At 70.2% G+C, this 24,659-nt stretch carries 5 protein-coding genes; 4 read left to right on the top strand and 1 reads right to left on the bottom strand.

Going from position 1 to position 24,659, the window contains the following annotated elements; genetic code table 11:
- The first annotated feature begins 92 nt into the window (after positions 1-92).
- The 4 genes from DFR29_RS15795 (at position 93) to asnB (ending at position 23,761) form a co-directional block, all read left to right on the top strand.
- Complete coding sequence (locus DFR29_RS15795) at positions 93-15,515, top strand: type I polyketide synthase (RefSeq protein ID WP_133819579.1); 15,423 nt, start codon at positions 93-95, stop codon at positions 15,513-15,515.
- Complete coding sequence (locus tag DFR29_RS15790) at positions 15,508-19,794, top strand: non-ribosomal peptide synthetase (protein ID WP_133819578.1); 4,287 nt, start codon at positions 15,508-15,510, stop codon at positions 19,792-19,794. Before DFR29_RS15795 ends, DFR29_RS15790 begins: the two co-directional genes overlap by 8 nt.
- Before the next feature lie 212 nt (positions 19,795-20,006).
- Positions 20,007-21,680 carry a serine hydrolase domain-containing protein gene (locus tag DFR29_RS15785; RefSeq protein WP_166654129.1) on the top strand — a complete coding sequence of 558 codons (1,674 nt, stop codon included), beginning with the start codon at positions 20,007-20,009 and terminating at the stop codon, positions 21,678-21,680.
- Positions 21,681-21,904: 224 nt separating this feature from the next.
- The gene (gene asnB, locus DFR29_RS15780; protein WP_133819576.1) at positions 21,905-23,761 is read left to right on the top strand and encodes an asparagine synthase (glutamine-hydrolyzing); all 1,857 of its coding nucleotides are present in this window, start codon (positions 21,905-21,907) and stop codon (positions 23,759-23,761) included.
- Here the strand turns inward: asnB and DFR29_RS15775 are convergent.
- Positions 23,726-24,616: a prohibitin family protein gene (locus DFR29_RS15775; protein WP_133819575.1), complete on the bottom strand. Its 891-nt coding sequence runs from the start codon at positions 24,614-24,616 to the stop codon at positions 23,726-23,728. The genes asnB and DFR29_RS15775 overlap by 36 nt on opposite strands.
- Positions 24,617-24,659: the final 43 nt, after the last annotated feature.

The following is a 24,659-nucleotide window of genomic DNA, read 5'->3' as shown; positions in this document are numbered from 1 at the left end:
GATCGCACGCGTTGTGATCCGGTATCGCGGCACGCTTTCGCGTGTCCGATGTACGCCATTTTCGACCTGGATGCTTGTCCGCCGGGGGCGCAGTGCGGATCGAAACCGAAACATCAGAGCAGAACCCCTATGTCGAAGCGCTGCGGCGCGCCTCGACTCAGATCCGCGCGCTGCGTGACGAGAATGCGGCACTGCGCGCGAGCAGTCCGATCGCGGTGGTGGGCATGGGCTGCCGCTATCCGGGCGGTGCCGACGATCCCGAGCGTTTCTGGCAGTTGCTCGCCGAAGGCCGCGACGCCGTCGCCCCTATCCCGCGCGAGCGTTTCGACATCGACCGCTGGTATAGCGCAAATCCCGCCGACCCCGGCCGCATCTATGTCCGCGAAGCCGCACTGATCGGCGACGTCCGTGGGTTCGATCCGGGCTTCTTCCGCATTACCCCCGCCGAAGCCGAGGCGCTGGACCCGCAGCAGCGCCTGCTGCTCGAAGTGAGCTGGGAGGCGTTCGAGGACGCGCGCATCGACACACGTCGCCTCGCCGGCACGCGTGCGGGCGTGTTCATCGGACTGTCGAACTACGACTACATCCAGGCGCACGTCCATTCGGGCGATCCGACGCGGATTACGCCTTATTCGGGCAGCGGCGTGATGTTCAGCACCGCGGCCGGGCGTCTTTCCTATTTCTACGATTTGCGTGGGCCGTGCGTCACGCTCGACACCGCCTGCTCGTCGTCGCTGGTCGCGCTCGATGCGGCGATCAAGGCGCTGCGCCGCCGCGACTGCGATGCGGCGCTGGCAGGCGGGATCAGCCTGATCCTCTCGCCCGACAGCACGGTCGCGCTGTGCAAGGTCCAGGCGCTCGCCGCCGACGGACGCAGCCGCGCGTTCGACGGCCGGGCCTCGGGCTATGGCCGCGGCGAAGGCTGCGGACTGCTGGTGCTCAAACGGCTCGACGATGCGCTGCGCGACGGCGATCCGGTGCATGCGCTGCTGGCCGGATCGGCCGTCAACCACGACGGGCGCAGCAACGGGCTTACCGCGCCCAACGGGCTGGCGCAGCAGGCGGTGATCCGCGCCGCGCTTGCCGACGCGCAGCTCGCGCCGGATGCCGTCGACTATATCGAGGCGCACGGCACCGGCACGCCGCTGGGCGATCCCATCGAGTTCGGCGCACTCGACGCGGTGTTCGGCAAGCGCTCCCCCGAGCGCACGCTGCTGCTGGGATCGGTCAAGACCAACATCGGTCATACCGAAGCCGCGGCCGGCGTGGCGAGTGTTATCAAGACGATACTGGCGATGCGCCACGCGACGCTGCCGGCAAGCCTGCACTTCGAAACGCCTAACGATCATATCGACTGGGCGGCGGCTTCGATCGAGGTCGTCGCGACGCCGCGCGCCTGGCCGGCGCAGGCGGCGGGTATCAGTTCGTTCGGCCTGAGCGGCACCAACGCGCACCTGATCGTGGCGGCAGCGCCGGCGTACGAAGCCGCCGGACAGACGCCTGCCCTGCCCCATGTCCTTGCGCTGTCGGCGGCGACGCCTGCGGCGCTCGCGGCGATGGCCGCGGCCTGGGAAGCGCGTCTGGCCGAAGCAACGCCTGTCGACATCGCCGCTCTCTGCGCCACCGCTGCGCGGCGGACACCGCTGGCCGAGCGCCGGGTCGCGGTCGGCGCCGACGCGGCGGAACTCGTGGCCGATCTTCGCGCCGCTGCGACGCGCACGAGCGCACCCGCGCGCCAGGCGGGCACGGCGTTCCTCTTCACCGGCCAGGGTGCGCACCATGCCGGAATGGGTCGTGCGCTGCTGGCGAGCGAGCCGGTGTTTCGCGCGGCGTTCGAGCGCTGTGCCGCAGTCGCGGGCGACGCGCTGGGCATGCCGCTCGCCGCATTGCTCGACGAAGGCGACGCGCTGGCACGCAGCGCGATCGCACAGCCGGTCACGTTTGCGCTGCAATGGGCGCTGAGCGAGCTTTGGGCCAGTCGCGGCGTGCTGCCCGACGCCGTGGCCGGGCACAGCGTCGGCGAGTTCGCTGCCGCTGCCGTCGCCGGTGCGTTGACGCCCGAGGCGGCGATGGCACTGGTGATCGAGCGCGGGCAGCGCATGCAGGCCTTGCCCGAAGGTGGTGCGATGGCGGCGGTGTACGCAGCGCGCGAGCGGGTGGAGCCCGTGGTGCGGGCGCATGCGGGCAAGCTGGCCATTGCCGCGGTCAACACGGCCGAGACGATCACGGTGTCGGGTGATGCGGCGTCGCTGGACGAAGCGCTGGCGACGCTGGCCAGGGACGGGGTCCAGGCCATCCGGCTGAAGGTTTCGCACGCGTTTCATTCGCCGCTGATGCAGCCGATGCTCGCGGGTTTCCGCGCCGTCTGCCAGGCCAGCCCGGCGGGGTCGCCTCGGCTGCCGTTCTATTCGACGGTGACGGGCGCGAGGCTGGCGACCGGGCGGCTGCTGACGCCGGACTACTGGATCGAGCAGATCAGCGCGCCCGTCCGCTTCGCCGATGCGCTCGCCGCGCTGCGTGCCGACGGATTCGAGCGATTCCTCGAAATCGGGCCTGGCGATGTACTCGCCGGCTTCGCGCGCAGCGGCGGCGCGCGGCTGGCCACGGCGTCGCTCAAGCGCGGCGTCGAAGAGCGCGTGCAGATCGCCCGGGCCAGCGCCGCCCTGTGGTGCGACGGCGCCGATGTCGATTGGGCCGCGATCATGCCCGCCCCCGGGCGCTTCGTCGCCGCACCGCACTACCCGTTCCAGCGCAAGCCTTATTGGCTGGAGGTGGCGCCCCTGCGTCCCACCGGCTGGTCCTCCCTTGACCCAATCCCCTCCGGCGCCGAGCCGGCCGAGAAAACCATCATGAACACTGCGGTAATCGTCGACCATCTGATCGAAACGCTGGCGTCGATCACGCGGCTCGAACCGGCCGAGATCAGCCCCGTGCAGCACCTCACCGACATGGGGCTGGATTCGCTGATGCTGCTCAAGCTCGGCCAGGCCGTCGAGCGCGACTATGGCGTCGAACTCAAGATGAGCCAGCTGTTCAAGGAGCTGGGCACGCTCGCCGAAATCGAGGTCTATCTGCAGACGCACGCCAGCCGCCGCCCCGGCGCGCCGGCGCCGCTTGCCGTGCTGCCCTCCCAACCCGTCGCTCCGCCCGCAGCACCCGCCGTGGCAATCGCTCCGCTGGCAATGGCCACGCTCGCGGCGGCACCCGTTGCATGGGTCAGCGACGGCGGTCTGTTCCAGCAGCAGCTCCAGGCGATGGCCGCGCTCGCGGCGCAGAATCTGGCCAGCCTCAATGAGCTGAGCCGGCTGCAGCTGTCCGTGGCGGGCCAGGCGCCTGCCGCACTCCCCGCTCCCGTCGCCGCCGCCGCGCCGGCGGTGCGCGCGGCGGAGGCTCCCGTGGCCAGGGCCGAGCAGCCCAAGGCGCCCGTCGCCGTGCCGGTGGCGCAGATCCGCGGCATCAACCTCGCCGGCGTCAAGCTCAATGCCGAGCAGCAGGCCTATGTCGACCAAGTGGTCGCTGTGCATGTCGCGCGCACCGGCGGCTCGAAGGTGCGCACGCGGGAAAGCCGCGCGGTGCTGGCCGACTGGAAACACACGCTGTCCTTCTGGGGCCAGCTCAAGGAAGCCAAATATCCGATCGTCTCGGCAGGTTCGGACGGCCCGTACGTCACCGATGTCGACGGCAACCGCTATATCGACATCGCCATGGGCATGGGCGTGCATTTCTTCGGCCACAAGCCCGCCTTCATCCATGACGCGCTCAAGACGCAGATGGACCGCGGCATCGAACTGGGCACGCAATCGCCGCGCGCGGCCGAGGCGGCGCAGCTGATCGCCGAGCTGACCGGCACCGAGCGCGTCGCTTTCAGCAACACGGGCTCCGAAGTGGTGATGGTCGCGTTGCGCCTCGCCCGCGCCGCGACGGGGCGCAAGACCATTGTGCTGTTCAAGAACAGCTATCACGGCATCTTCGACGGCGTGCTCGCGACCGAAGTCGACGGCGAGCGAGTGCCCATCGGGCTCGGCACGCCCGAGGGGATGATCGAAGACCTGGTGGTGCTGCCGTATGACTCGCCGGCGTCGCTGGCCTATATCCGCGCGCACGGCGACAGCCTGGCCGGGGTGCTGGTCGAGCCGGTGCAGAGCCGCGATCCCGACCTGCAGCCCCAGGGCTTCCTCAAGGCGCTGCGGCGCCTCACGCGCGCGTCGGGCACGGCGCTGATCTTCGACGAGATGATCAACGGCTTCCGCGCCGGACCGGGCGGCGCGCAGGCCTGGTTCGGCATCGATGCCGACATGGCGCTCTACGGCAAGATCGTCGGCGGCGGCATGCCGATCGGCGTGATCGCCGGCAAGGCGCGCTTCCTCGACTACATCGATGGCGGCGACTGGGACTACGGCGACCGGTCGGGCCCGCAGTCGGCCATGATCTATTTCGGCGGCACCTTCTGCCGCAACCCGGCGACCATGACGGCGGCGCATGCCGCGCTCACGTATATGAAGGCCGAGGGCGCGGCGCTGCAGGACCTGGTGACAACGCGCACCGAGGCATTCTGCGACCGCCTGAATTACTGGTTCGAGCGCGAGCGCGTGCCGCTGCGCGCCAAACATTTCTCGTCGCAGTGGCGCATCGTGCCGATCGGCGCGCAGGACCGCGAGCCGATCGAGCTGGAATTGCTCTACCTCTCGATGCTGGTCCGCGGCGTCTATACCTGGGAACGGCGCATCAACTTCTTCTCGACCGCGCACAGCCAGGCCGATGTCGACGCGGTGTTCGAGGCCATCACCGGCGCAATCGCCGACATTCGCGCTCACGGTTTCGACTGGTCGACCGACACCTATCCCGCTCCGCAATTCAGCGCGCTGAGTTCGCCCGAACGGCGGCTCTACGCGCTCGCGCAACGCGAAGGTGGCGAGGCGCCCTATCACCTGCCCCAGGCTTTCACCATCCAAGGGCCGCTCGACACCGACCGGCTTGAGGAAGCGTTCCGCGCAGTGATCCGCCGCCACCCGGCGCTGCGCACCGCCTTCGTCACCATCGATGGCGAGCCGCTGGCCAAGTGCATTGCCGAGCCGCGCTTCGCCGTCGAGCGCGTGGATGTCGCAGCCGGCGAGGAAGACGCGTTCATCGCGGGCTTCATCCGCCCGTTTGACCTGGCGCAGGCGCCGCTGATCCGCGTCGCGGTCGGCCGCCTCGCGCCCGAGCGGCACCTGCTGCTTGCCGACACGCACCACATCGCGGTGGACGGCCTGTCGTTCGACATCATCGCGGCCGAGCTGATGGCGCTCTACGCCGGCGAGACGCTGCCAGGCGTCGACTACGATCTTGCCGCGGCGCGGCGCGCGGCGGCGGCCGGCGGCGAAGGCGCGCGCGGCGAAGCCAACGCTACGTTCTGGCGCGAACAGCTCGCCGCCCTGCCCCAGCTCGACCTGGCCGGCGATCGGCCACGTCCGCTGCAGCGCGATTTCCGCGGCGATGCGGTCATTGCTCATGTGCCCAAGGCGCTGCTCGACCGGCTCAAGGCACTCGGCCGGGCACGCGGCGGCGCCTCGCTCTACATGGTGCTGCTTGCCGCCTGGAGCGGCTTCCTGCACCGGCTGAGCGGGCAGGACGATATCGTGATCGCGGGTGCCAGCTCGGGTCGCGAACACGTGGCGGTGGCGCGGGCAGTAGGCATGTTCGTCAACACGCTCGCGTTCCGCACGCGGCCGGGCGGGTCGCTGTCGTTCGCGGCGCATCTCGACGCGGTCGCGCAGGTGGCGCTCGCCGCCTATGACCACGGCGACTTCCCGTTCGAAGCCGCCGCGGCGCTGGCCGGACCGCCCGCGCCGGGGCGCAACGCGGTGTTCGACACGATGCTGTCGTACGAGAACGCCACCGCGCGCGCGTTCCGCATCGCCGATCTCGACTTCACCAGCCGCGAGATCGCCCTGCAGGCGGCGATGTTCGACCTGGCGCTCGACATCACCGAGATCGACGGCGCGCTGACCTTGCGCTTCGGCTTTGCCACGCAATTGTTCGACCGCGCCACCATCGAGCATTGGGCGGCGGCCTTCGGCCAGATGCTGGCGGCCATTGCCGACCATCCCGACGGCCCGATCGGCGGCATCGACCTGGTGACGCCGGGCCAGGCGGCCGTGATCGCCGCGCTCAATGACACCGCTGCCGACTATCCGCGCGAAGCCACGCTGGTCGACCTGTTCGACGAGGCTGCTGCGGCGCATGCCGGGCGCGTCGCAGTGGTGTCGGGTGACACCGCGCTCACCTATGCCGAACTCGCCGCCGCAGCCGATGCGCTGGCGGCGGCCATCGCCGGGCGCGCAGCGCCGGGCGCCTGCGTGGGCATGTTGCTGCCGCGCTCCGAACGGTGTGTCGTGGCCGAGCTGGCCATCCTCAAGGCGGGCTGCGTGTTCGTGCCGCTCGATGACGGGCAGCCACCGGCGGTGCTCGCGCATATCCTCAGCGACAGCGCCTGCGCGGCAGTGATCGTCGACGCCACGACAGCGGCGCTACTGCCCGAGTCGAGTCGCGAACTGGCGCTCGACGTAGGCGAACGCGCCGCAGCGCGGCCGGCTGTCGCACGCACGCCCGACGACATCGCCTACATCATCTACACCTCGGGCTCGACCGGCCTGCCCAAGGGCTGCCAGGTCAGCCACCGCAACGCGGTGCGGCTGCTCATCAACGACCGCATGCCCTTCGCGTTCGGACCGTCCGAGGTCTTCGTCTGCGCGCACAGCTTCGCGTTCGACTTCTCGATCTGGGAAATCTGGTGCGCGATCGCGAACGGCGGAACCGTGGTGATCGCCAGCGCCGCGACCGCGCGCGACCCGGCGGCGCTGCTCGCGCTGGTGCGCGCGCACCGCGTCACCGTGCTGAACCAGACGCCGGCCGCCTTCTACGGGCTGATCGACGCCGAACGCGCCGTCGCGACGCACGATCTGGCGGCTCACCTGCACACCGTGATCTTCGGCGGGGACCGGCTGGAACCCACCTATCTGCGTGCCTGGTCTGCGCTCTACCCGCTCGCGCTCGTCGCGCTGGTCAACATGTATGGCATCACCGAGACCACGGTACATGTCACCTGGCACCGCCTGGCCGAAGCCGACCTGGCGAGTGGGCGCAGCGCCATCGGCCGGCCGATTCCGGAGACGCAGGTGCTGCTGCTCGACGCGGCCGGCGCCACAGTGCCGCTGGGCGTGCCGGGCGAAATGTGGGTGGGCGGCAGTGGCGTCTGCGCGGGCTATCTCAACCGGCCCGAGCTGACCGGCCAGCGTTTCGTGGCGCGCGAAGGCCAACGCTACTACCGCAGCGGCGATATCGGCCGGCTCGGCGCGGACGGTGTCCTGACCTATCTCGGGCGCAACGACCATCAGGTGCAGGTGCGCGGACACCGCGTCGAGCTGGCGGCCATCCAGCATTGGCTGCTGGCTCACCCGGCGGTCGAAAAGGCTGTCGTGACGGCTACCGACGACGCGCTCGCTGCCTATGTGGTGAGTGAGAAAGCGCTGACGGCCGAGGCGCTGCAGGCGCATCTCGCGCGTTACCTGCCGATGCATGCGATCCCGTCGCGCTTCATTCGCCTCGCTGCGCTGCCGCTGACGGCCAATGGCAAGATCGATCGCGCCGCGCTGGCCGCCGCCGACGGGTCGGCGCTGCCCGCCAGCGCTGCCGCACTGGCGCCGCGCACAGCGGCCGAAGCGACGATCGCCGGCATCTGGGGCGATGTGCTGGGCGGCGGCGCACCCGGCGTGGAGCAGGATTATTTCGCCCTCGGTGGCGACTCGATCAAGGCGCTGCAGATTGTCAGCCGGCTGCACCGGGCGGGGATCAGGGTCAGTCTCGCGCAGATCCTCACGGCGCGCACGGTCGCCGCGCTGGCGGCGGTGGCGGGTGATGCCGAGGCGGCTGCCGGGTTGTCGAGAGCCGACACTGCGCCGCTCACGCCGATCCAGCGCTGGTTCGTCGAGACGCATGGCACGGCACCGGAACATTTCAACAATGCGGTACTGCTCGCCGCGGACGCTGTCGATACGGATGCGCTGGCTCGCGCCGTGGCGGCGCTGATCGAGCGGCATGACGGGCTGCGGCTGTCGCTGGACCTGGCGCACGGCGTGCAGCGCGTCGCCGCGACGCTGGCGGTCCCGGTCGAGACTATCGAACTCGCCAGTGCCGCGGCGCTGACGGCGCACGCCGCCACGCTGCAGGCGCGTTTCGACGTAGCGCGGCCGCCGCTGCTGCGCGTGGTGCATTACCGCCTGCCCGACGGCGAGCGCGTGCTGCTGCTTTGCCATCATCTGGTGATCGACGGCGTTTCGTGGCGCATCCTGCTGGAAGATCTGTTCGCCGCCTATGCCGCCGAATGCGCTGGCGAGGCCGCGACGCTGGCAGCCGCGGGATCGTGGCTGGACTGGCCGGCGGCGCTGGCCCAGGCCGCGCGCGATCCGGCGCTACTCGCCGAGATTCCCTATTGGCAGGGCATCGAAGCCGCCGAGGCGACGGCGCTGCCGCGCGACTACGACGACGAAATCAACGCCGTGGCCGATGCGCGCAGCATCGCGCTCGAACTCGATGCCGACGCGAGTGCGGCGCTGCTGCGCCGCGCCGGGGCGAACGAGGGCGGCATGGCGGCGCTGCTGCTCGGTGCACTGGCACTCGCCTTCCGCGAAGCCTTCGGCATGCCGCGCATCCGCATTCGCCTCGAAGGCCATGGCCGCGAAGAGCTGGTTCCCGGGCTCGACATCAGCCGGACGATCGGCTGGTTCACTTCGCTGTTCCCGGCTGTGATCGAGGTCGGCGCTGCGGTCGGACTCGACGCGGCGGCAGCGCGCGCCGGTGCGGCACTGGCGGCGATCCCGCGCAAGGGCGTGGGCTACGGCCTGCTGCGCTATGCGACCCCGCCCGCGCTGCGCCCCGGCCTGGTCTTTGCCGAGCCGCCCGAGATCGGCTTCAACTACATGGGCCAGTTCGACGCCGAGCTGGGCGGCGGCTTCCGCCTCGCCGACGAACCGATCGGACCGGTGCTGGGCGCGACGCTGCGCCGGCCCGAGCTGATCGACATCGAGTCGGCAATCGTCGGCGGCAAGCTGGCGCTGAGCATCGGCTACGGCGAACGCATCCATGCGCGCGCGACGGTGCAGAAGCTGGCGGATGCGCTGCGCAGCGCGCTGCTCGGCGCGTCCGCGCCGTCGCCCGGTGCAGCGAAAACCGATACGGTGCGCAACGCGCCCGCCGCATCGCCCGCGCCGTCGAACGATGCCACGGAAGTGAATGGTGCCGAAGTCGATGCGCCCGGCGTGGAGGCCGTGCTGCCGCTGTCGCCGCTGCAGCAAGGCATGGCCTTCCATGCGCTGAGCGGCGATCGTCAATCCTATCTGCAGCAATTCGCCTTCACGCTGCGCGGCAGGCTGGATCACGAACGGTTCGCCGCCGCCTGGCAGGCCGTGCTCGCGCGGCACCAGGCACTGCGCGCCGCAATCGTCGCGCCGCCGGGCGAAGCGCTGTACCAGATCGTGCTGGCCGAGCGGCCGGGTCCGGTCGCGGTCGCAGACCTGAGCACGCTCGCCGCCGGCCGCCACGCCGAGGCGGTCGAGCGCCACGCCGCGCAGGAGCGCGCGCAAGGCTTCGACCTGGCGCGCGATCCGCTGCTGCGGCTGTTGCTGCTGCGGCTGGGCAAGACGCAGACACGCGTGATCCTGACCCTGCATCACATCGTCGCCGACGGCTGGTCGCTGGGTATCGTCTTCGCCGAGCTGATGGCGCTGTATCGCGGCGCACAGCTGCCGCCCGCACCGCCCTTCTCCCGCCACCTGGAGTGGCTCGCCGCGCAGGATTCCGCCGCCGCGCGCCGCTACTGGATGGCGCGGCTGCGCGATGCGCCCGAGCCCGTCGCGTTGCCGGGCTTGCGCACCGTCGCGGACGGCGGCTATGCGATGCGCGAGCTGAGCTTCGCGTTCGACGGGGCGACGACGCAGGCACTGGCGGAGCTGGGCGTGCGGCTGGGCGTGACGCTCAACACGCTGGTGCAGGCGCAATGGGCCGTGCTGCTCGCCGGGTTCGCTGGCGGCGCGGATGTGATGTTCGGCGCGATCACCTCGGGCCGTCCCGCCGAGCTGGAGGGCGTCGAGGCGATGGTCGGGCTGTTCCTGCAGCCCGTGCCGGTGCGCGTGCGCGTCGCGGGCGAGCAGGGTTTCGCTGCGCTGGCGCGTTCGATCCAGCACGACGCCGGCGAGGCCGCCCCGTTCCACCATTTCCCGCTCGCCGAGATGCAGCGGCTGGCCGGCAAGCGCCGCACGCTGTTCGATCATGTCCTCGTCTTCGAAAACTATCCCTTCGCCAGCCTGGGCGACGCCGAACTGGCGATAGCCGACGTGCAGGCGATCGAACAAATGCATTTCCCGTTCAGCATCGTCGTCGAGCCCGGCGAGACGCTGGCGATCAAGTTCACTTTCAATGCATTGGCGATAAACGAGGCCGACCTGCGCGCGATCGAGGCGCAGTGGCGCCGGCTCGCCGAAGCCGTGCTCGCCGATGCGGACCGGCCGCTGGCAGAGATTGCGCTCGGTGCGCGCACGGCGCCCGTGGCCGGCAGCGCGATCGAAGGCACGGTGCTGGACCGGTTCGAGGCCCAGGTCGCTGCACGCCCCGATGCGATCGCGATCGAGGATGACGGCGAGGCGCTGAGCTACCGCACGCTGGACGCCCGCGCCGAGGCGCTGGCGCGCGCGCTGGTCGCGCTGGGCGTACGGCACGGCGACCGTGTCGCATCGTTCCAGCCTGCCGGGATCGGGCATGTCGCCACCCTGCTCGCGGCGTGGAAGGCGGGCGCGGTGTTCGTCCCGCTCGATATCGAGGCGCCCGCACGCCGGCTCGCGCTGCTCGCCACGTGCGTAGAGCCCAGGGCCTGGGTTGTCGCTGCCGCACTGCGCGACCGGCTGGCCGCGGCGGTCAGCCCGCCGGCGGAGCGCGTCGTGGCGTGGAACGCGTCAGGTGCGTTCGGCACCGCAGGCGTCGCGCTCGACACGCGCCGGCGCCCCGGCCCTGCCGACGCCGCCTATGTGATGTTCACGTCGGGATCGACCGGCACGCCGCGGCCCATCCTCGCCGGCCATGCGGGGCTGCGCCATTTCATCGATTGGGAAGCGCAGGAACTGGCCGTGCAGCCGGGCGTGCGCGTGAGCAACCTCGCGTTGCCGACCTTCGACGTTTCGCTGCGCGATATCTTCCTGCCCCTCGCGACCGGGGGCACGGCCTGCATCGCGCCGCTGGAAGTCCGGCGCGACGGTGCGCGGCTTGCGGCCTGGCTGGCGCAGGAGAACATCGCAGTCGCGCATGTCGTGCCCAGCATCTTTCGCCTCGCGCTCAAGGCGCTCGAAGAGCAGCCATGCCCGCTGCCCGCGCTCAGGCACCTGCTGTTCGCGGGAGAGATGCTGTGGAACACGGATGTCGCGCGCACGCGGGCCGCACTCGGCCCGGCGGTTGCGCTGCGCAATCTCTATGGTCCTTCGGAGACCTCGCTCGCCAAATGCTGCCACCGCATCGACGGCACGGGCGACCCGGCGCGCGCGGTGCCGGTCGGGCGGCCGCTGCCGGGCACCCAGGTGCTGGTGATCAAGGAAGGCCGGCTCGCCGCGCCCGGTGCGATCGGCGAGCTGCACATCGCCCCACCGTTCGCCATGCTCGGCTATCTGGGCGATGTGGAGGCAAACGCAGCGCGCTTCATCCAGGCCGAGCTCGAATGGGGCGTGGAAGGCATGGTCTATCGCACCGGCGACATGGGCCGGGCGCTCGCCGACGGCACGATTGAGCTGGGCGGGCGGCTCGACGGCCAGGTCAAGATCAACGGCGTGCGCGTCGAGCTGGGCGAAATCGAAGCCGCGGCGATGGCGCACGAGGCAATCGAAACCGCGGTCGCCATCGCGCACAAGCGCGCCGACGGCGAACTGGCCATCGCCTGCTATTTCACGGCGGCGCGCCCGATTTCGACCGATGAATTGCGCGCGCACCTCGCGCTCGATCTGGCGCGGACAGCGATGCCGCACTTCCTGATCGCGCTCGATGCGCTGCCGCTGGGACTCAATGGCAAGGTCGACCGCCGCGCCCTGCCCAAGCCCGAGGAGCTGGTGAGCGGCCGCTCCGCGTTCGTCGCGCCCGAGGGGCCGGTCGAGACGCGCATCGCCGCGATCTGGGGCGAGGTGCTGGGCATCAAGCGCGTCGGCGCCTGCACCGGGTTCTTCGACGTCGGCGGCGATTCGCTGCGCGCGATGCGCGTGCTTACCCGCGCCAACCCGGAGTTCGGCGGCAGCGTGACGATCGCCGATTTCTTTGCAGCACCGACGGTGCGCGCAATGGCCGCCGCACTCGCGCCCCGGCCGCAGCGCGCCCAGCGCATTCCTGCGGCGCCGCCCGCAGCCGACTATCCCGCCTCGCGTGCGCAGCGGCGGCTGTGGGTTCTCGACCAGCTCGGCGGCAATCCGGCGGCCTATGTACTCAGCGCCGCCTATCGGCTCGACGGCGTGCTCGACCCGGACGCGCTCGCCGCCGCGATCGAGGCACTGCCGGCGCGGCACGAGGCGCTGCGCACGGTGTTCGTGGAACGCAATGCCGACCTGCGCCAGCGCGTGCAGGTGCAGGCCGATTTCGCCGTCACGCGCATCGACCTGAGCGACGAGCCTGATCCCGACGCCGCGGCCCGGCACCGCGCAGAAATGCTGGCGCGCGACGGTTTCGACCTGGCGCAGGGCCCGCTGCTGCGCGCGAGCCTGCTGCGCCTTGGCGCCGACCGCCACGTGCTGCTGTTCGCTGTCCATCACATCGTCAGCGATGCCGAATCGGTGTCCGTGATGGTCGAGGAGATCCTGCGCGGCGCGCGCGGCGAGGCACCGCCGCCGCTACGCATCCACTACAAGGACCATGCCGTCGCTGAAGCTGCCTGGCTCGCTTCGCCTGCGGCGGCTGCGATGCGGCACTGGTGGCTGGCCCGACTCGCCGCACTGCCGCCGCGGCTGGACCTGCCGTTCGACCATGTCCCGGCCGGTCCGCCGAGCTACGACGGCGACCGCGTCTCGGCGACGCTGGACGCCGCGACCACACAGGGCCTGCGCGCGCTGGCGAGCGCCGCGGGCACGAGCTTCTTCGCCAGCCTGGTCGCGCTCACGGCGGCGCTGGTGCAGCGCCACACCGGCTGCGACGAGGCGGTGCTGGGCATGCCGGTCACTTGCCGCGACGATCCCGAGCTGGAGACGCAGCTGGGCTTCTACGTCAATCTCCTGCCGCTGCGCCTCGCGCTGGACGACGCCGACGATGTCGCGGCGCTGCTGCGCCGCACGGGCAGTGTCCTCGCCGAGGCGATGGACCATCGCGCCTATCCCTTCGATCTGCTGGTCGAGCAGTTGGACCTGCCGCGCGACGAGAGCCGCCCGCCGCTGTTCGATGTCGCGGTCGTATTCCAGGACCGGCGCCAGCGCAGCCTGACCCTGGACGGCGTCACGGTGTCGCGCTTCGGCGGCGAGCCGCGCGTTGCCAAATATCCGCTGACGTTCGAGTTCGTCGAAAGCGACGACGGCGTGACGCTCAACCTCGAATACGCGAGCGACCTGTTCGAACGCGAGCGCATCGCGCGCATGGCGGATCACTATGCCCGGCTTGCCGCGGCGGCCGTAACCGCACCGGATCGCGCCGTGGCGCGGCTGCCCCTGTTGGGTGCGCAGGAACTGGCGCTGGTCACGGCGCCGGGGCCGGTCATCGCCCTGCCCGGGCACGCGACCGTTCCCGCGATCTTCGCCACCTGGGCGCAGCAGCAGCCCGACGCCGATGCCGTGGTCTGCGCCGGCACGACGCTCAGCTACGCCGAACTCGACGCGCGCGCCCGGATGATCGCCGGCGCGCTGGCGTCCAGCGGCGTGGCGCCCGGCGCCGTGGTGGCCGTGCTGCTGGACCGCTCGGAGCGGCTCGTCGCGGCATTTCTCGGCGTACTGATGGCCGGTGCGGTCTATCTGCCGATCGACCCCGGCTATCCCGCCGAACGCATCGCGCTGATGCTGGCCGATTCGGGCGCGGCTGTGCTGCTGACCGAACCGGGGCACGGCGAGACGGAGCCGGCTGCCGCGCTGCGCAGCATCGACGTCACGGCACTGGTCGAAACAACCGGCTCGCTGCCGCCCGCGCCCGGCCCGGACGATGCTGCCTATCTGATCTACACATCCGGTTCTACCGGGCGGCCCAAGGGCGTGCTGCTCGATCATCGCGGTGCGGCGAACCTGGCGTTGGCGCAGCACCACGGCCTGGGCATCCGCTCGCATCACCGCATCGTCCAGTTCGCGCTGACCTCGTTCGACGCGTCGGTGTGGGAGATGGTGATGGCGCTGCTCAACGGCGCCTGCCTGCTGGTGGCCCAGCCCGATGACGTACGCGATCCCTCTGTCTTTGCGGCGCTGCTCGCGGCCGGGCGAGCCTCGGTCGCGACGCTGCCGCCGTCCTATCTCGCCGAGCTGAGCGACGACGCGCTCGCGCCGCTGGAAATCCTCGTGACGGCGGGGGAAGCGCCCGATGCGCCGCGCATGACCCGCCTCGCTGCGCGGCTGCGCGTGTTCAATGCCTATGGCCCGACCGAGACCACGGTCTGTGCGAGCTGGCACCGGGTCGATGCGCAGGCTGACGCGACGCAGGGCGTGCCGATCGGCCGCGCGATCGCCAATGGCGAGATATTCGTACTCGACCGCTGCGGCAATCCGGCGCCGATCGGCGTGCAGGGCGAGATCGTGATCGGCGGTGCCGGTCTTGCGCGCGGCTATCACGCGCGGCCCGAACTGACCGAGGCCGCCTTCGTGCCGCACCCCTGGCGCGACGGTGCGCGCGTCTATCGCAGCGGCGATCGCGGCGCGATGGGAACGGACGGCGCAATCCGCTTCGCTGGACGCCGCGACCGCCAGGTCAAGTTGCGCGGCTACCGCATCGAGCTGGGCGAAATCGAGCGCGCCATCGCCGCGTTGCCGGGGGTGCGCGACGTGGCCGTGACCGTGCACAAGGGGCCGTCCAGCGACGAACTGCTCGCCTATGTCGTCGGCTGCGCGCCCGATGCGCTCGCCGAGGCACTCGCGCGCACGCTGCCTGCGCACATGCTGCCTGCGCGCTGGATCACGCCCGCCACGCTGCCGCTGACGCCCAACGGCAAGACCGACTACGCCGCGCTGCCGCCGGTCGAGGCTGCGCCGGCGCAGGCACCGATCGACGATCCGCGCGAGGCGCTGGTCGCGCAGGCATGGCGCGCCGTACTCGGCCATGCCGGATTCGGCCGGCACGATCGCTTCTTCGCGGTCGGCGGCGATTCGATCCGCGCGATCCAGGTCGTGGGACGGCTGCGCACCGCCGGCCACCGGATCGAGATGCGTGCCTTCCTCGGCACGCCCACCGTTGCGGGCATCGCCGCGCTGCTGGTCGAGGCCGCGCCGGCACCCGACGCCCGCGGCGGCCGTGTCGCCCTGGCCGAACTCGAGGGGCTCTACGAAAATGGATAAGCCCAGCCTGTCCCGCGACGCCGTCGAGCGCGTCTATCGCCTGACTCCGCTGCAGGCGGGGATGCTGTTTCACGAGCTTGAGTCCCCCGGCGCCTCGCCCTACCACCGCCAGGTGCGCTTCGAGATCGACGGCGAGATCGACGCCACCGCCTGCGAGGCGGCGTGGAACGGCCTGCTCGTACGCCACGCCCTGCTGCGATCGGTGTTCGACTGGGAGCGCACCGCGCAGCCGCTGCAGATCGTGCTCAAGCAGCAGCGCGTCGCATTCGAGGCGCGCGACGCCGATGCCGCGGCCATCGCCGGCTGGTGCGCGGCCGATGCCGCGCGCGGCTTCGACCTGCGCCGGGACGCGTTGATCCGCGTCGCGCTGTTCCGCCTGGGCCCGGCGCGTTTCGAGCTGGTCTGGAGCCATCCGCACATCCTGCTCGACGGCTGGTCGGGCGCGGTGCTGATGGAGGAATTCACGGCGCTGTATGCCGCGGCGCTGCGCGGCGCACCCGCCGCGCTCGCAGCCGCGACCGATCCGGACGGCTTCATGGCCGAAGCGGCCTTGCGCGACGAAGCAACCGCCCTGCCGCACTGGCGCACGCTGCTGGCGGGCTATGACACGGTCGCCACGCTGCCCCGACTGGCGCGCGGCGGCGCGCCAGCGCAGATGGCCGAACAGGGCGTGCGGCTGCCCGCGCCCGACTCCAGCGCGCTGCGCGAACTGGCGCGGCGCAACGGCGCGACGCTGGGCGTGCTGCTGCAGGCGATCTGGGGGCTGATCCTCACGCGCTGGAGCGGGCGCGACGACGTGGTGTTCGGCATTGTCACGTCGGGACGCAACATCGCCACGCCGGGGATAGAGCGGCTGGTCGGCATGTTCGTCAACACGCTGCCGGTGCGCGTACAGCTGGAAGACGGCGACACGCTCGCCGCGCTGCTCGCCCGGCTGCAGCAGCAGTCCGACGCGGGCAGCGCGTACGACCATGTCGGGCTTGCGACGATCCAGGCGGCGTCGGCGCTGCCGGCCGGGCTGCTCGATCATCTGCTCGTACTGGAGAATTTCCCCGCCGGCGATACGGCGACCGACACCGGCTTCCAGGTGGTGGCGACGCATGCCGCCGAGCGCGCCAACTACGATTTCGGCATCCTCGTGCATGACGACGCGGAGCTGCGCGTCACGTTCCAATTCGATGCGAGCCGCATCGACGCCGCGCTGATGGCGCGCGTGGCGACGCACTGGCAAACACTGGTGGCGGCGCTGCTCGCTGCGCCCGACGCGCTGCTTTCCGACATCGACCTGCTGCCGGCCAGCGAGCGCGCGCAACTCGATGCCGCTGCGCGCGGCCCGGCCATCGCGCGGGATGCCGCGGCGACGCTGGTGTCGCTGTGGCACAGCCAGGTCGATCGCACGCCCGACGCCCCCGCGCTCGCCGATGCCAGCGTCGCGCTCAGTTTCCGCGCGCTCGACCGTGCCGCCGAAGGCGTGGCGGCGCGGTTGCGCGGCGACGGCATAGTCCGCGGCGACGTGGTCGGGCTGCTCTGCGCGCGCAGCGCGGCGCGGATCGTGGCCTTGCTCGGCATTCTCAAGGCCGGCGCGACCTATCTCCCGCTCAGCCCTGCGCTCCCCGATGCGCGGATCGCGATGATGCTGGCGGATTCGGGCTGCCGGCGCGTCCTCGCCGACGCGGCCGGCCTGGCGCGCGCCGAAGCGCTGGCGCCGGGTCTCGCCGCGCTCATTGCCCGCGCGGACACGTTGGCGGGTGCGGACGCGGTGGAGCGCGCGCCTTCACCGGCCGCGCCCGACGATGTGGCCTATGTCATCTACACCTCGGGCTCGACCGGACAGCCCAAGGGCGTGGCGGTGCCGCATCGCGGCTTCGTCAACATGATCCTTGCGCAGATCGACGGCTTCGGCGTGCAGCCCGGGGATTCGGTGGTGCAGTTCGCCTCCTGCACATTCGATGCATCGCTGTCCGAGATTTTCATGGCGCTGCTCGCCGGTGCGCGGCTGGTCATCGCCCCGGATGCGGCGATCCGCGATGGCGCGGCCTTGCTGGCCCTGCTCGAAGCCGAGCGGATCACGGTCGCGACGCTGCCGCCTTCGTATCTGCGTGCGCTCGACGGGGCCTCGCTGGGCCCGGTGCGCGTGCTGATCACCGCCGGCGAGCCACCCGACAGTGCCGACATGCGCCGCCTTGCGCGCACGCTGGCCGCGTTCAATGCCTATGGCCCGACCGAGGCGTCGGTCTGCGCGAGCTGGCACCGCATTGATGCGCAGGCCGGCTATGCCCAGGGCATTCCTGTCGGCCGCGCCATCGCCAATACAGCTATGTCGATCCGCGACCGCCGCGGCCGGCACATGCCGCTGGGCGCGCCCGGCGAAATCTGGCTGGCGGGCGACGGGCTTGCGCGCGGCTATGTCGGGCGGCCGGAACTGACCGCCGAGCGTTTCCCCGAGGTCGGCGGCGAGCGTTTCTACCGCACCGGCGACACGGGCGTGCTGCGCGGCGACGGCGAGGTCCTCTATGCCGGACGCATCGACGGGCAGATCAAGCTCAACGGACACCGAATCGAGCTGGGCGAAGTCGAGGCCATGCTGCGCGCACTGCCGGGTGTGGTGCAGGCGGCGGTGGCGGTCGTGCAGGGCCGGCTGATCGGCTTCGTCGTTGCCGCTGCACCGATCGATGGCGATGCGCTGCGCCGGCAGCTGGCGCAACTGCTGCCCGGCTGGATGGTCCCGGCCGCCGTCGTGCCAGTGCCGGAGCTGCCGACCACCATCGCAGGCAAGGTCGACCGGCGCGCGCTGGCCGCCCTGTACACCCGCCAGACACCGGCAGCGCGCGCGCTGACAGGCGAGGAAGCGCGTATCGCCGACGCCTTTGCCGCGATCCTGGGCGGTGGCCCTTATGCGCCGGACAGCGGCTTTGCGAGCAGCGGCGGCGATTCGCTGCGCGCGATCCGCCTGCTTGCGCGACTGCGGCGCGAGGGCATGGGACTGACGCTGCCCGCGCTGCTTGCAGCGGACAGCATCGCCGCAATTGCGCGACTGGGGAGCGGCACCGCCGCGGCGCCGGCCAGTTCGGTCGCGGGGCCGGTCCCGCTCACGCCGATCCAGCTTCGGCATTTCCAGTCCGATCCCGACGGCCGCGCGCGGCTGACGCACCAGGTGCTGCTGCGCATGGGCTCGGCCGAGGCGCTGGAAGAAGCGGTGACGGCACTCTGGCAGCGCCACGATGCCTTGCGGCTGCGCTTCGCGCACAGCGCAACCGGTTGGAGCGCCGAGATCCAGCCTGCCGCTACCCCGCTCGCCTGGCGCAGTGTCGATCTGCGCGGCGCTGGCAAGGCGGCACTTGCTGCCGATGCCCAGGCGCATGCACCGGGCGGTGCTGGCGGGGCCGCGCCGCTGTTCGTCGCGACGCAGTACCGGCTCGACGACGGCGACTATCTGCTGCTGGCGGCGCACCACCTGCTGGTCGATGCGATGAGCTGGCGCATCCTGCTGGAAGACCTGGCCGATGCGCTGGTCGGCGTCGCGCCGCCGGTCAGCGCCAGCTGGCGCGACTGGGCGCAGGCCCTGCCAGCGTCGGATGTCGGGCGGGAACGCGCCTATTGGAAATCCATCGCCCGCACACCGTCGTGGCCTGCGCCCGAACATGGCTATGACGAGACTGAAATCGTCACCCTCGACCTCGGTCCGATGCCAGCCGGCATGTCCGAACGCGGCGTGCTCGCAGCGCTGCTCGCGCGCCTGGGCCCGGCGCTGGCGGACCGCGATGACTGCGACGAGGCGTGCGTCACGCTGATGAGTCACGGCAGGCATGTGCCAGGCGGCACGCTCGACCTCAGCCGCACCGTCGGCTGGTTCACGGCCGAATATCCGTTCCGGCTCGCCTGCGGCGCTTCGCCCACGGCAATCGAGGCCGCGCTGCGCGACGTGCCGTCGCAGGGCGTGGGCTGGAGCGTGCTGCGCTGGCTCGCCACCGATCCGCTCGCGCCCGCCGAGCCCGCGATCGCCGTCAATTACCTCGGCGACGTCGATCCCGCCGCCGATGCCCCCTTCGCTCTCAGCGACCGCCTTGCCGGCGTCGTCGTCACGGGCCTGCGCCGCACCCGCGCGATCGAGATCGAAGCGTGGCGCAACAGCGGCCGGCTGGCCGCCGCCATCCGCTACACGCCGCGCTGCGATTCGCCTGCGGCGATCCGGCGCTTTGCCGAATTGATTTCGAGCACACCCGCAGCGCCATCGCCGCGGGTGCGTATTTCCCAACCGACAGAAGGACAGCACGCATGAACACCCGCTTCCGGAATCGACTCCGCCATCCCGTGCTTGTCACCCTGCCCCTGATTGCGCTGGGTGTGGCCGCGCCGCCAGCGCCTGCCCAGCACACCGTACCGCTGAGGCAGTTGAAACAAATCCCCGCGGCCGCGCCGCCACCGACGCTGACGGCCGCGATGCCTGCCCAGGAAGCTGCGCCGGCCCAGGAGGCAGCGCCGACGAGGCAGTTGAAACAGGTCCCGGCGGTCGCGCCACCGCCGACGCTGCCGACTCCCATCGGCTACCCGCCGGCGGTGTGCCAGCCGCCGCCGCCGACGAGCGCGAAGGCGCTGCTGCGCCGCAGCTCCAATGCCATTCCCTACAGCCCCTTCCCCGCGACCTGGCAGAAGACCATCGACACGCTGGTGGCCAATGGCGGAATCCCCGGCGCGGTGATCATCGTGCGCTCGCCCGACTGGGGCATACGGGTAGGCGTCGGCGGCGTCGCCAATCTCGCCACCAAGCAGCCGATGTCGCCCGACCTGCATTTCCGCGTCGGCAGCGTGAGCAAGGCGTTCCTGGCCCAGGCGATCCTGCGGCTGGAGCAGCAGGGCAAGATCCAGCTGACCGCGCCGGTGCTCACCTATCTCGGCGACAACGCCACGGTGAAGGGCATTCCCGGCATCGGCAGCCTGACTGTTTCCAACCTGCTGCAGATGACGTCCGGCGTGGCCAATTATCTGGGCTGGGACAATGTCGGCTTCTCGCCGCAGATCACGCCGCAGCGCAGTTTCAAACCCGAGGAGCTGATCGCGGCCGTCTCGACCACCGGCGTGCCCAAGGATCAGAAACCCTATGGCGTGCCGCCCGTGGCGCCGACGTTCGCACCCGGCGCGACCTACCCCAATCCGTATTGGATCTCGGTATTCGCGAGCGCGCCGCCGGCACCGCCGCAATATCCGGCCTGGGATTATTCGAACACCAATTACATCCTGCTCGGCCTGATCGCCGAAAAAGTCACCGGGCTGAGCGCAGAGGAAGTGATCAAGCGCGAAGTGTTCGACGTCGCCGGTCTCAAGGACACCTATTTCGCGACCGACACCAAGAATCTGCCGACCATGCACGGCTACACCAAATGGGGCTCCGTCCCCTATCCGGCGCAGGTCTACAGCGACTGGTGCGATGTCACCGACACCAACCCGACCTATGCCTGGACCGCCGGCGCGATCGTCTCCACGCCCTGGGACCTGCTCAAGTTCGAGGATGCGATGTTCCGCACCGACACGCTGCTCAACCAGGGCACCAAGAACAAGTGGTACACGTTCGTTTCGGCAGACATCCATATCGGCTGGCAGCCGATGCAATACGGCGTGGGCGGCCTGATGCAGCCTGAACGCAGCTATGGCACCGCGCGCGGCCACGGCGGCGCGTTCCCGGGCTACAAGACACTGCTGTATTACTTCTACGACCAGCAGACCTCGTTCGTACTGGCGACCAACACCTGGGACGACACCTGCGTGCTGCCGCGCGACCCGGCGATCTCCACCGCCGAGGCCGGCCAGTGCGAAGCGGTAATGCTCGACGCCATCATGCCGCAGGTCAGCTCAGCCGTTACCACGCCGTCGCCGGAGCGCGATGCCAAGGCGGCGCGCGTCGAAGGCGGCAAGGTCGCCGTCAAATGGCAGGCAGGCCGCATCTACGGCAAGAGCTACGATGTCTACTGGGGCACCGACCAGGCCGCGGTCGATAGTGCCAGCGCAGAACATCATCCGGGCACCGAGCGCAGCACGGTGAGTGGCGTCAGCGCCGAGCTGGCAGTCAAGCCCAACACGACCTACTACTGGCGCGTCGACACGGTCGCCCCGGACGAGAAGATCATGCCGCTGGTGATCGGACCCACCTGGAAATTCCAGACGAATTAGTAAAGGTATGTACAAGTATCCACATCACAGCTGCTGTGCCCAGCCGCATTTCTCCACAACCGCGCCAAATGCTTGCTGCGCAAGCATTTGGCCAACCGACCCGTCGGGCATCAGAACCTGCGGTTGTGAGCCGTCGCTCTTCACCCCCTAGTCTCAAGGGGGCTCAACCATCCAGATCCAGACTTCGATTTATTGACGGAACACAATACGAGGGTGACCCATAAGTGTGTGGCATTGCAGGAATCTTCAGCGCCGATCGTTCGCGACCGGCGCAAGTCGCAGCGTGCGCCGCCATGGCGGCGGCGCTGCGCCACCGCGGTCCCGACGAGGGCGGCAACTTCGCCGCCCCCGGCGTGGCGATGGGGTTCACGCGCCTGTCGATCATCGACCTGGCGACGGGCAACCAGCCGCACAGCAACGCCACGGGCGAGATCGTCTCGATCGTCAATGGCGAGATCTACAACTACCGCGAGCTGCGCGCGCAGCTGGAGGCGCGCGGCCATCGCTTCCGCACACGCTGCGATGTCGAAGTGGTGGTGCATCTGTACGAGGAATACGGGCTGGATTTCGCCAACCGGCTCAACGGCCAGTTCGCCTTCGCGCTGTATGACGCGCGCACGCACCGGCTGATTCTCGGTCGCGACCAGACGGGCATCGCGCCGCTGTTCCACGCGCGCGTCGGCGATGCGCTGCTGTTCGGCTCCGAAATCAAGGCGCTGCTCGCCCATCCGAAAATCGAGCGCCGCCTCAACCTGCGCGCGCTCGACCAGATCCTGACCTTTCCCGGCATGCGCAGCCCGACCACGATGTTCGAAGGCGTGGAGGCACTGCCGCCAGGCCATCTGCTGGTCGCCGACGCGTCGGGCACGCGGCTGCGCCAGTATTGGGACCTGGTCTATCCCACCGACCCGGCGCCCGCCCCCGCGGATGCCGGCGACCATGTCGAACAGGTCGACGCCTTGCTGCGCGCTGCGGTCGCGCGCCGGCTCGCGGCAGATGTTCCAGTCGGGCTCTATCTCAGCGGCGGGCTCGATTCGAGCCTGATCGGCGCGCTGGCGCGCAAGGCCGCGCCCGACCAAGTGTTCCACAGTTTCTCGATCACTTTCCCCGATGCGACGATCGACGAGCGCGCCCCGCAGCGGGCGATGGCGGCGGCACTCGGCACTGTCCATCACGAAATCGAATTCTCCGCCGACGAGATCGCGCGCCGGCTACGCGACGCGGTGGTCGCCGCCGAGGCGCCGCTGAAGGAGTCCTACGACACCTGCTCGCTCGCGCTCTCGCAGCTGGTGCGCGACAGCGGGCACAAGGTGGTGCTGACCGGCGAAGGTGCCGACGAATTGTTCGGCGGCTATGTCGGCTATCGCCTGGATGCCGCCGGCGAACCGCGGGGCGTGGCCGAGGGACTGGAAGCGATGCTCGAAGACGAGCTGCGCGCCGAACTCTGGGGCGATGCGGGCTTCTTCTACGAGCGCGACTATGCGCTGTTCCGCGAAACCAAGTCGGGCCTGTACAGCGCCGACGTCGCCGCGCGGCTCGCCGATTTCGACGCAACGCGCGAACCCGCGGTCGATCATGCACGGATGATCGGGCGCAACCGGCTGCACCAGCGCTCGTATGCCGATTTCAAGCTGCGCATGGCCGATCACCTGCTTGCCGATCATGGCGACCGTGTTGCCTATGCGCATTCGGTCGAGGCGCGCTATCCGTTCCTCGACGCCGAACTGATCGACTTCATGACGCGAGTTCCGCCCGGCCTGCTGGTGCGCGACGGTACCGAGAAATGGCTGCTGCGCCAGGTCGCACTGCGCCACTTGCCGCCGGAGCTGGCACGGCGCGAGAAGTTCGGCTTCGTGGCGCCTGGCGCCGCCTATCTGCTGCAGCAGCGCATTCCCTGGGTGGAAGAACTGCTTTCGCCCGAGACGATCCGCCGGCAGAACATCTTCGACGCGGATACGGTGCAGCGGCTGCGCGCGCAACAAATGCAGGGCGGCGCACGCCCCAACGCGACCTTCGACACCGATGTGCTGATGCTCGTGCTGACCTTAGGGCTGTTTCTCGACGCCTTTGGTTTCGACTGATCCGGCATCCAGAACGAAGGGCATCTCCTTGCCGCCGCCCAGCACCACCACCTTGGCGTTGGGCGATTGCGCGAGCTTTTCCAGCGCGTCGATGCTGCGCCATTTGACCAGCGGAGTACCGCTGCGGGCCTGGAATTCGCGCGCACCCTCGGCCTCGATCGACCAGGTCTGCCGCTTCAGGTTTGCAGAGAGCAGCTTCTGCTCGTCGGCCAGCTTCTCCTGGATCTGCACCTGTACGCGCTCTGGCAAGGTGACGCGCGTGATCAGCACGCGATCCAGATCGACCCAGCGCCGCTCGATCGAGCTGCGCGCCAGGGCCTCGACGCGCTGGGCCAGATCGGTCTCGCCAGACACGGTCAGCTCCTCGGGCTTGAAGCCGCCCACGATCTGCTGCAGTGCGGCGATCGTGTCGGGCCACAGCACGGTCTCGCGATAGCGCGGACCCACGGCCTGGTGCAGCATCGGCAGGTCGTCGGCGCGCGGGCGATAGCGAATGGTCACGTCCATTGCCACATGCAGCCCGTCGCTGGTCCGCACATCGGCCTTGCCATGCATTTCCTGGTAGCGCAGGTCGTAGACCGCCATCCGGTTCCAGGGCCAGATCATCCAATAGCCTTCGGTATAGCGCCGATCCATGATCGTGCCGTCGCCGAGGCGCGACCAAAGCACGCCCGATTCGCCCGAGCCGATCGGAATGAAGATGCGGTGCCACAGCAGCAGCAGCAGCAGCACGGCGAGCAATCCGCTCACCCAGAGGCGGAACCGGCGCTTGGAAACGCCCAGATAGGCAGCGACCCCTGTATCGACGCGGCTTTCGCGCGAGGCAGTGAGCGGCGGCAGCGTTTCGTCGGACACGTCAGTTCTCCGGGATCTGGAACGCGCGGGGCAATCGCGGCAA

It is taken from the genome of Tahibacter aquaticus, from assembly GCF_004363655.1.
Lineage (GTDB): Bacteria > Pseudomonadota > Gammaproteobacteria > Xanthomonadales > Rhodanobacteraceae > Tahibacter > Tahibacter aquaticus.
The sequence above is the reverse complement of the archived record's forward strand: the minus strand, read 5'-3'. Positions and strand labels throughout refer to the sequence as shown.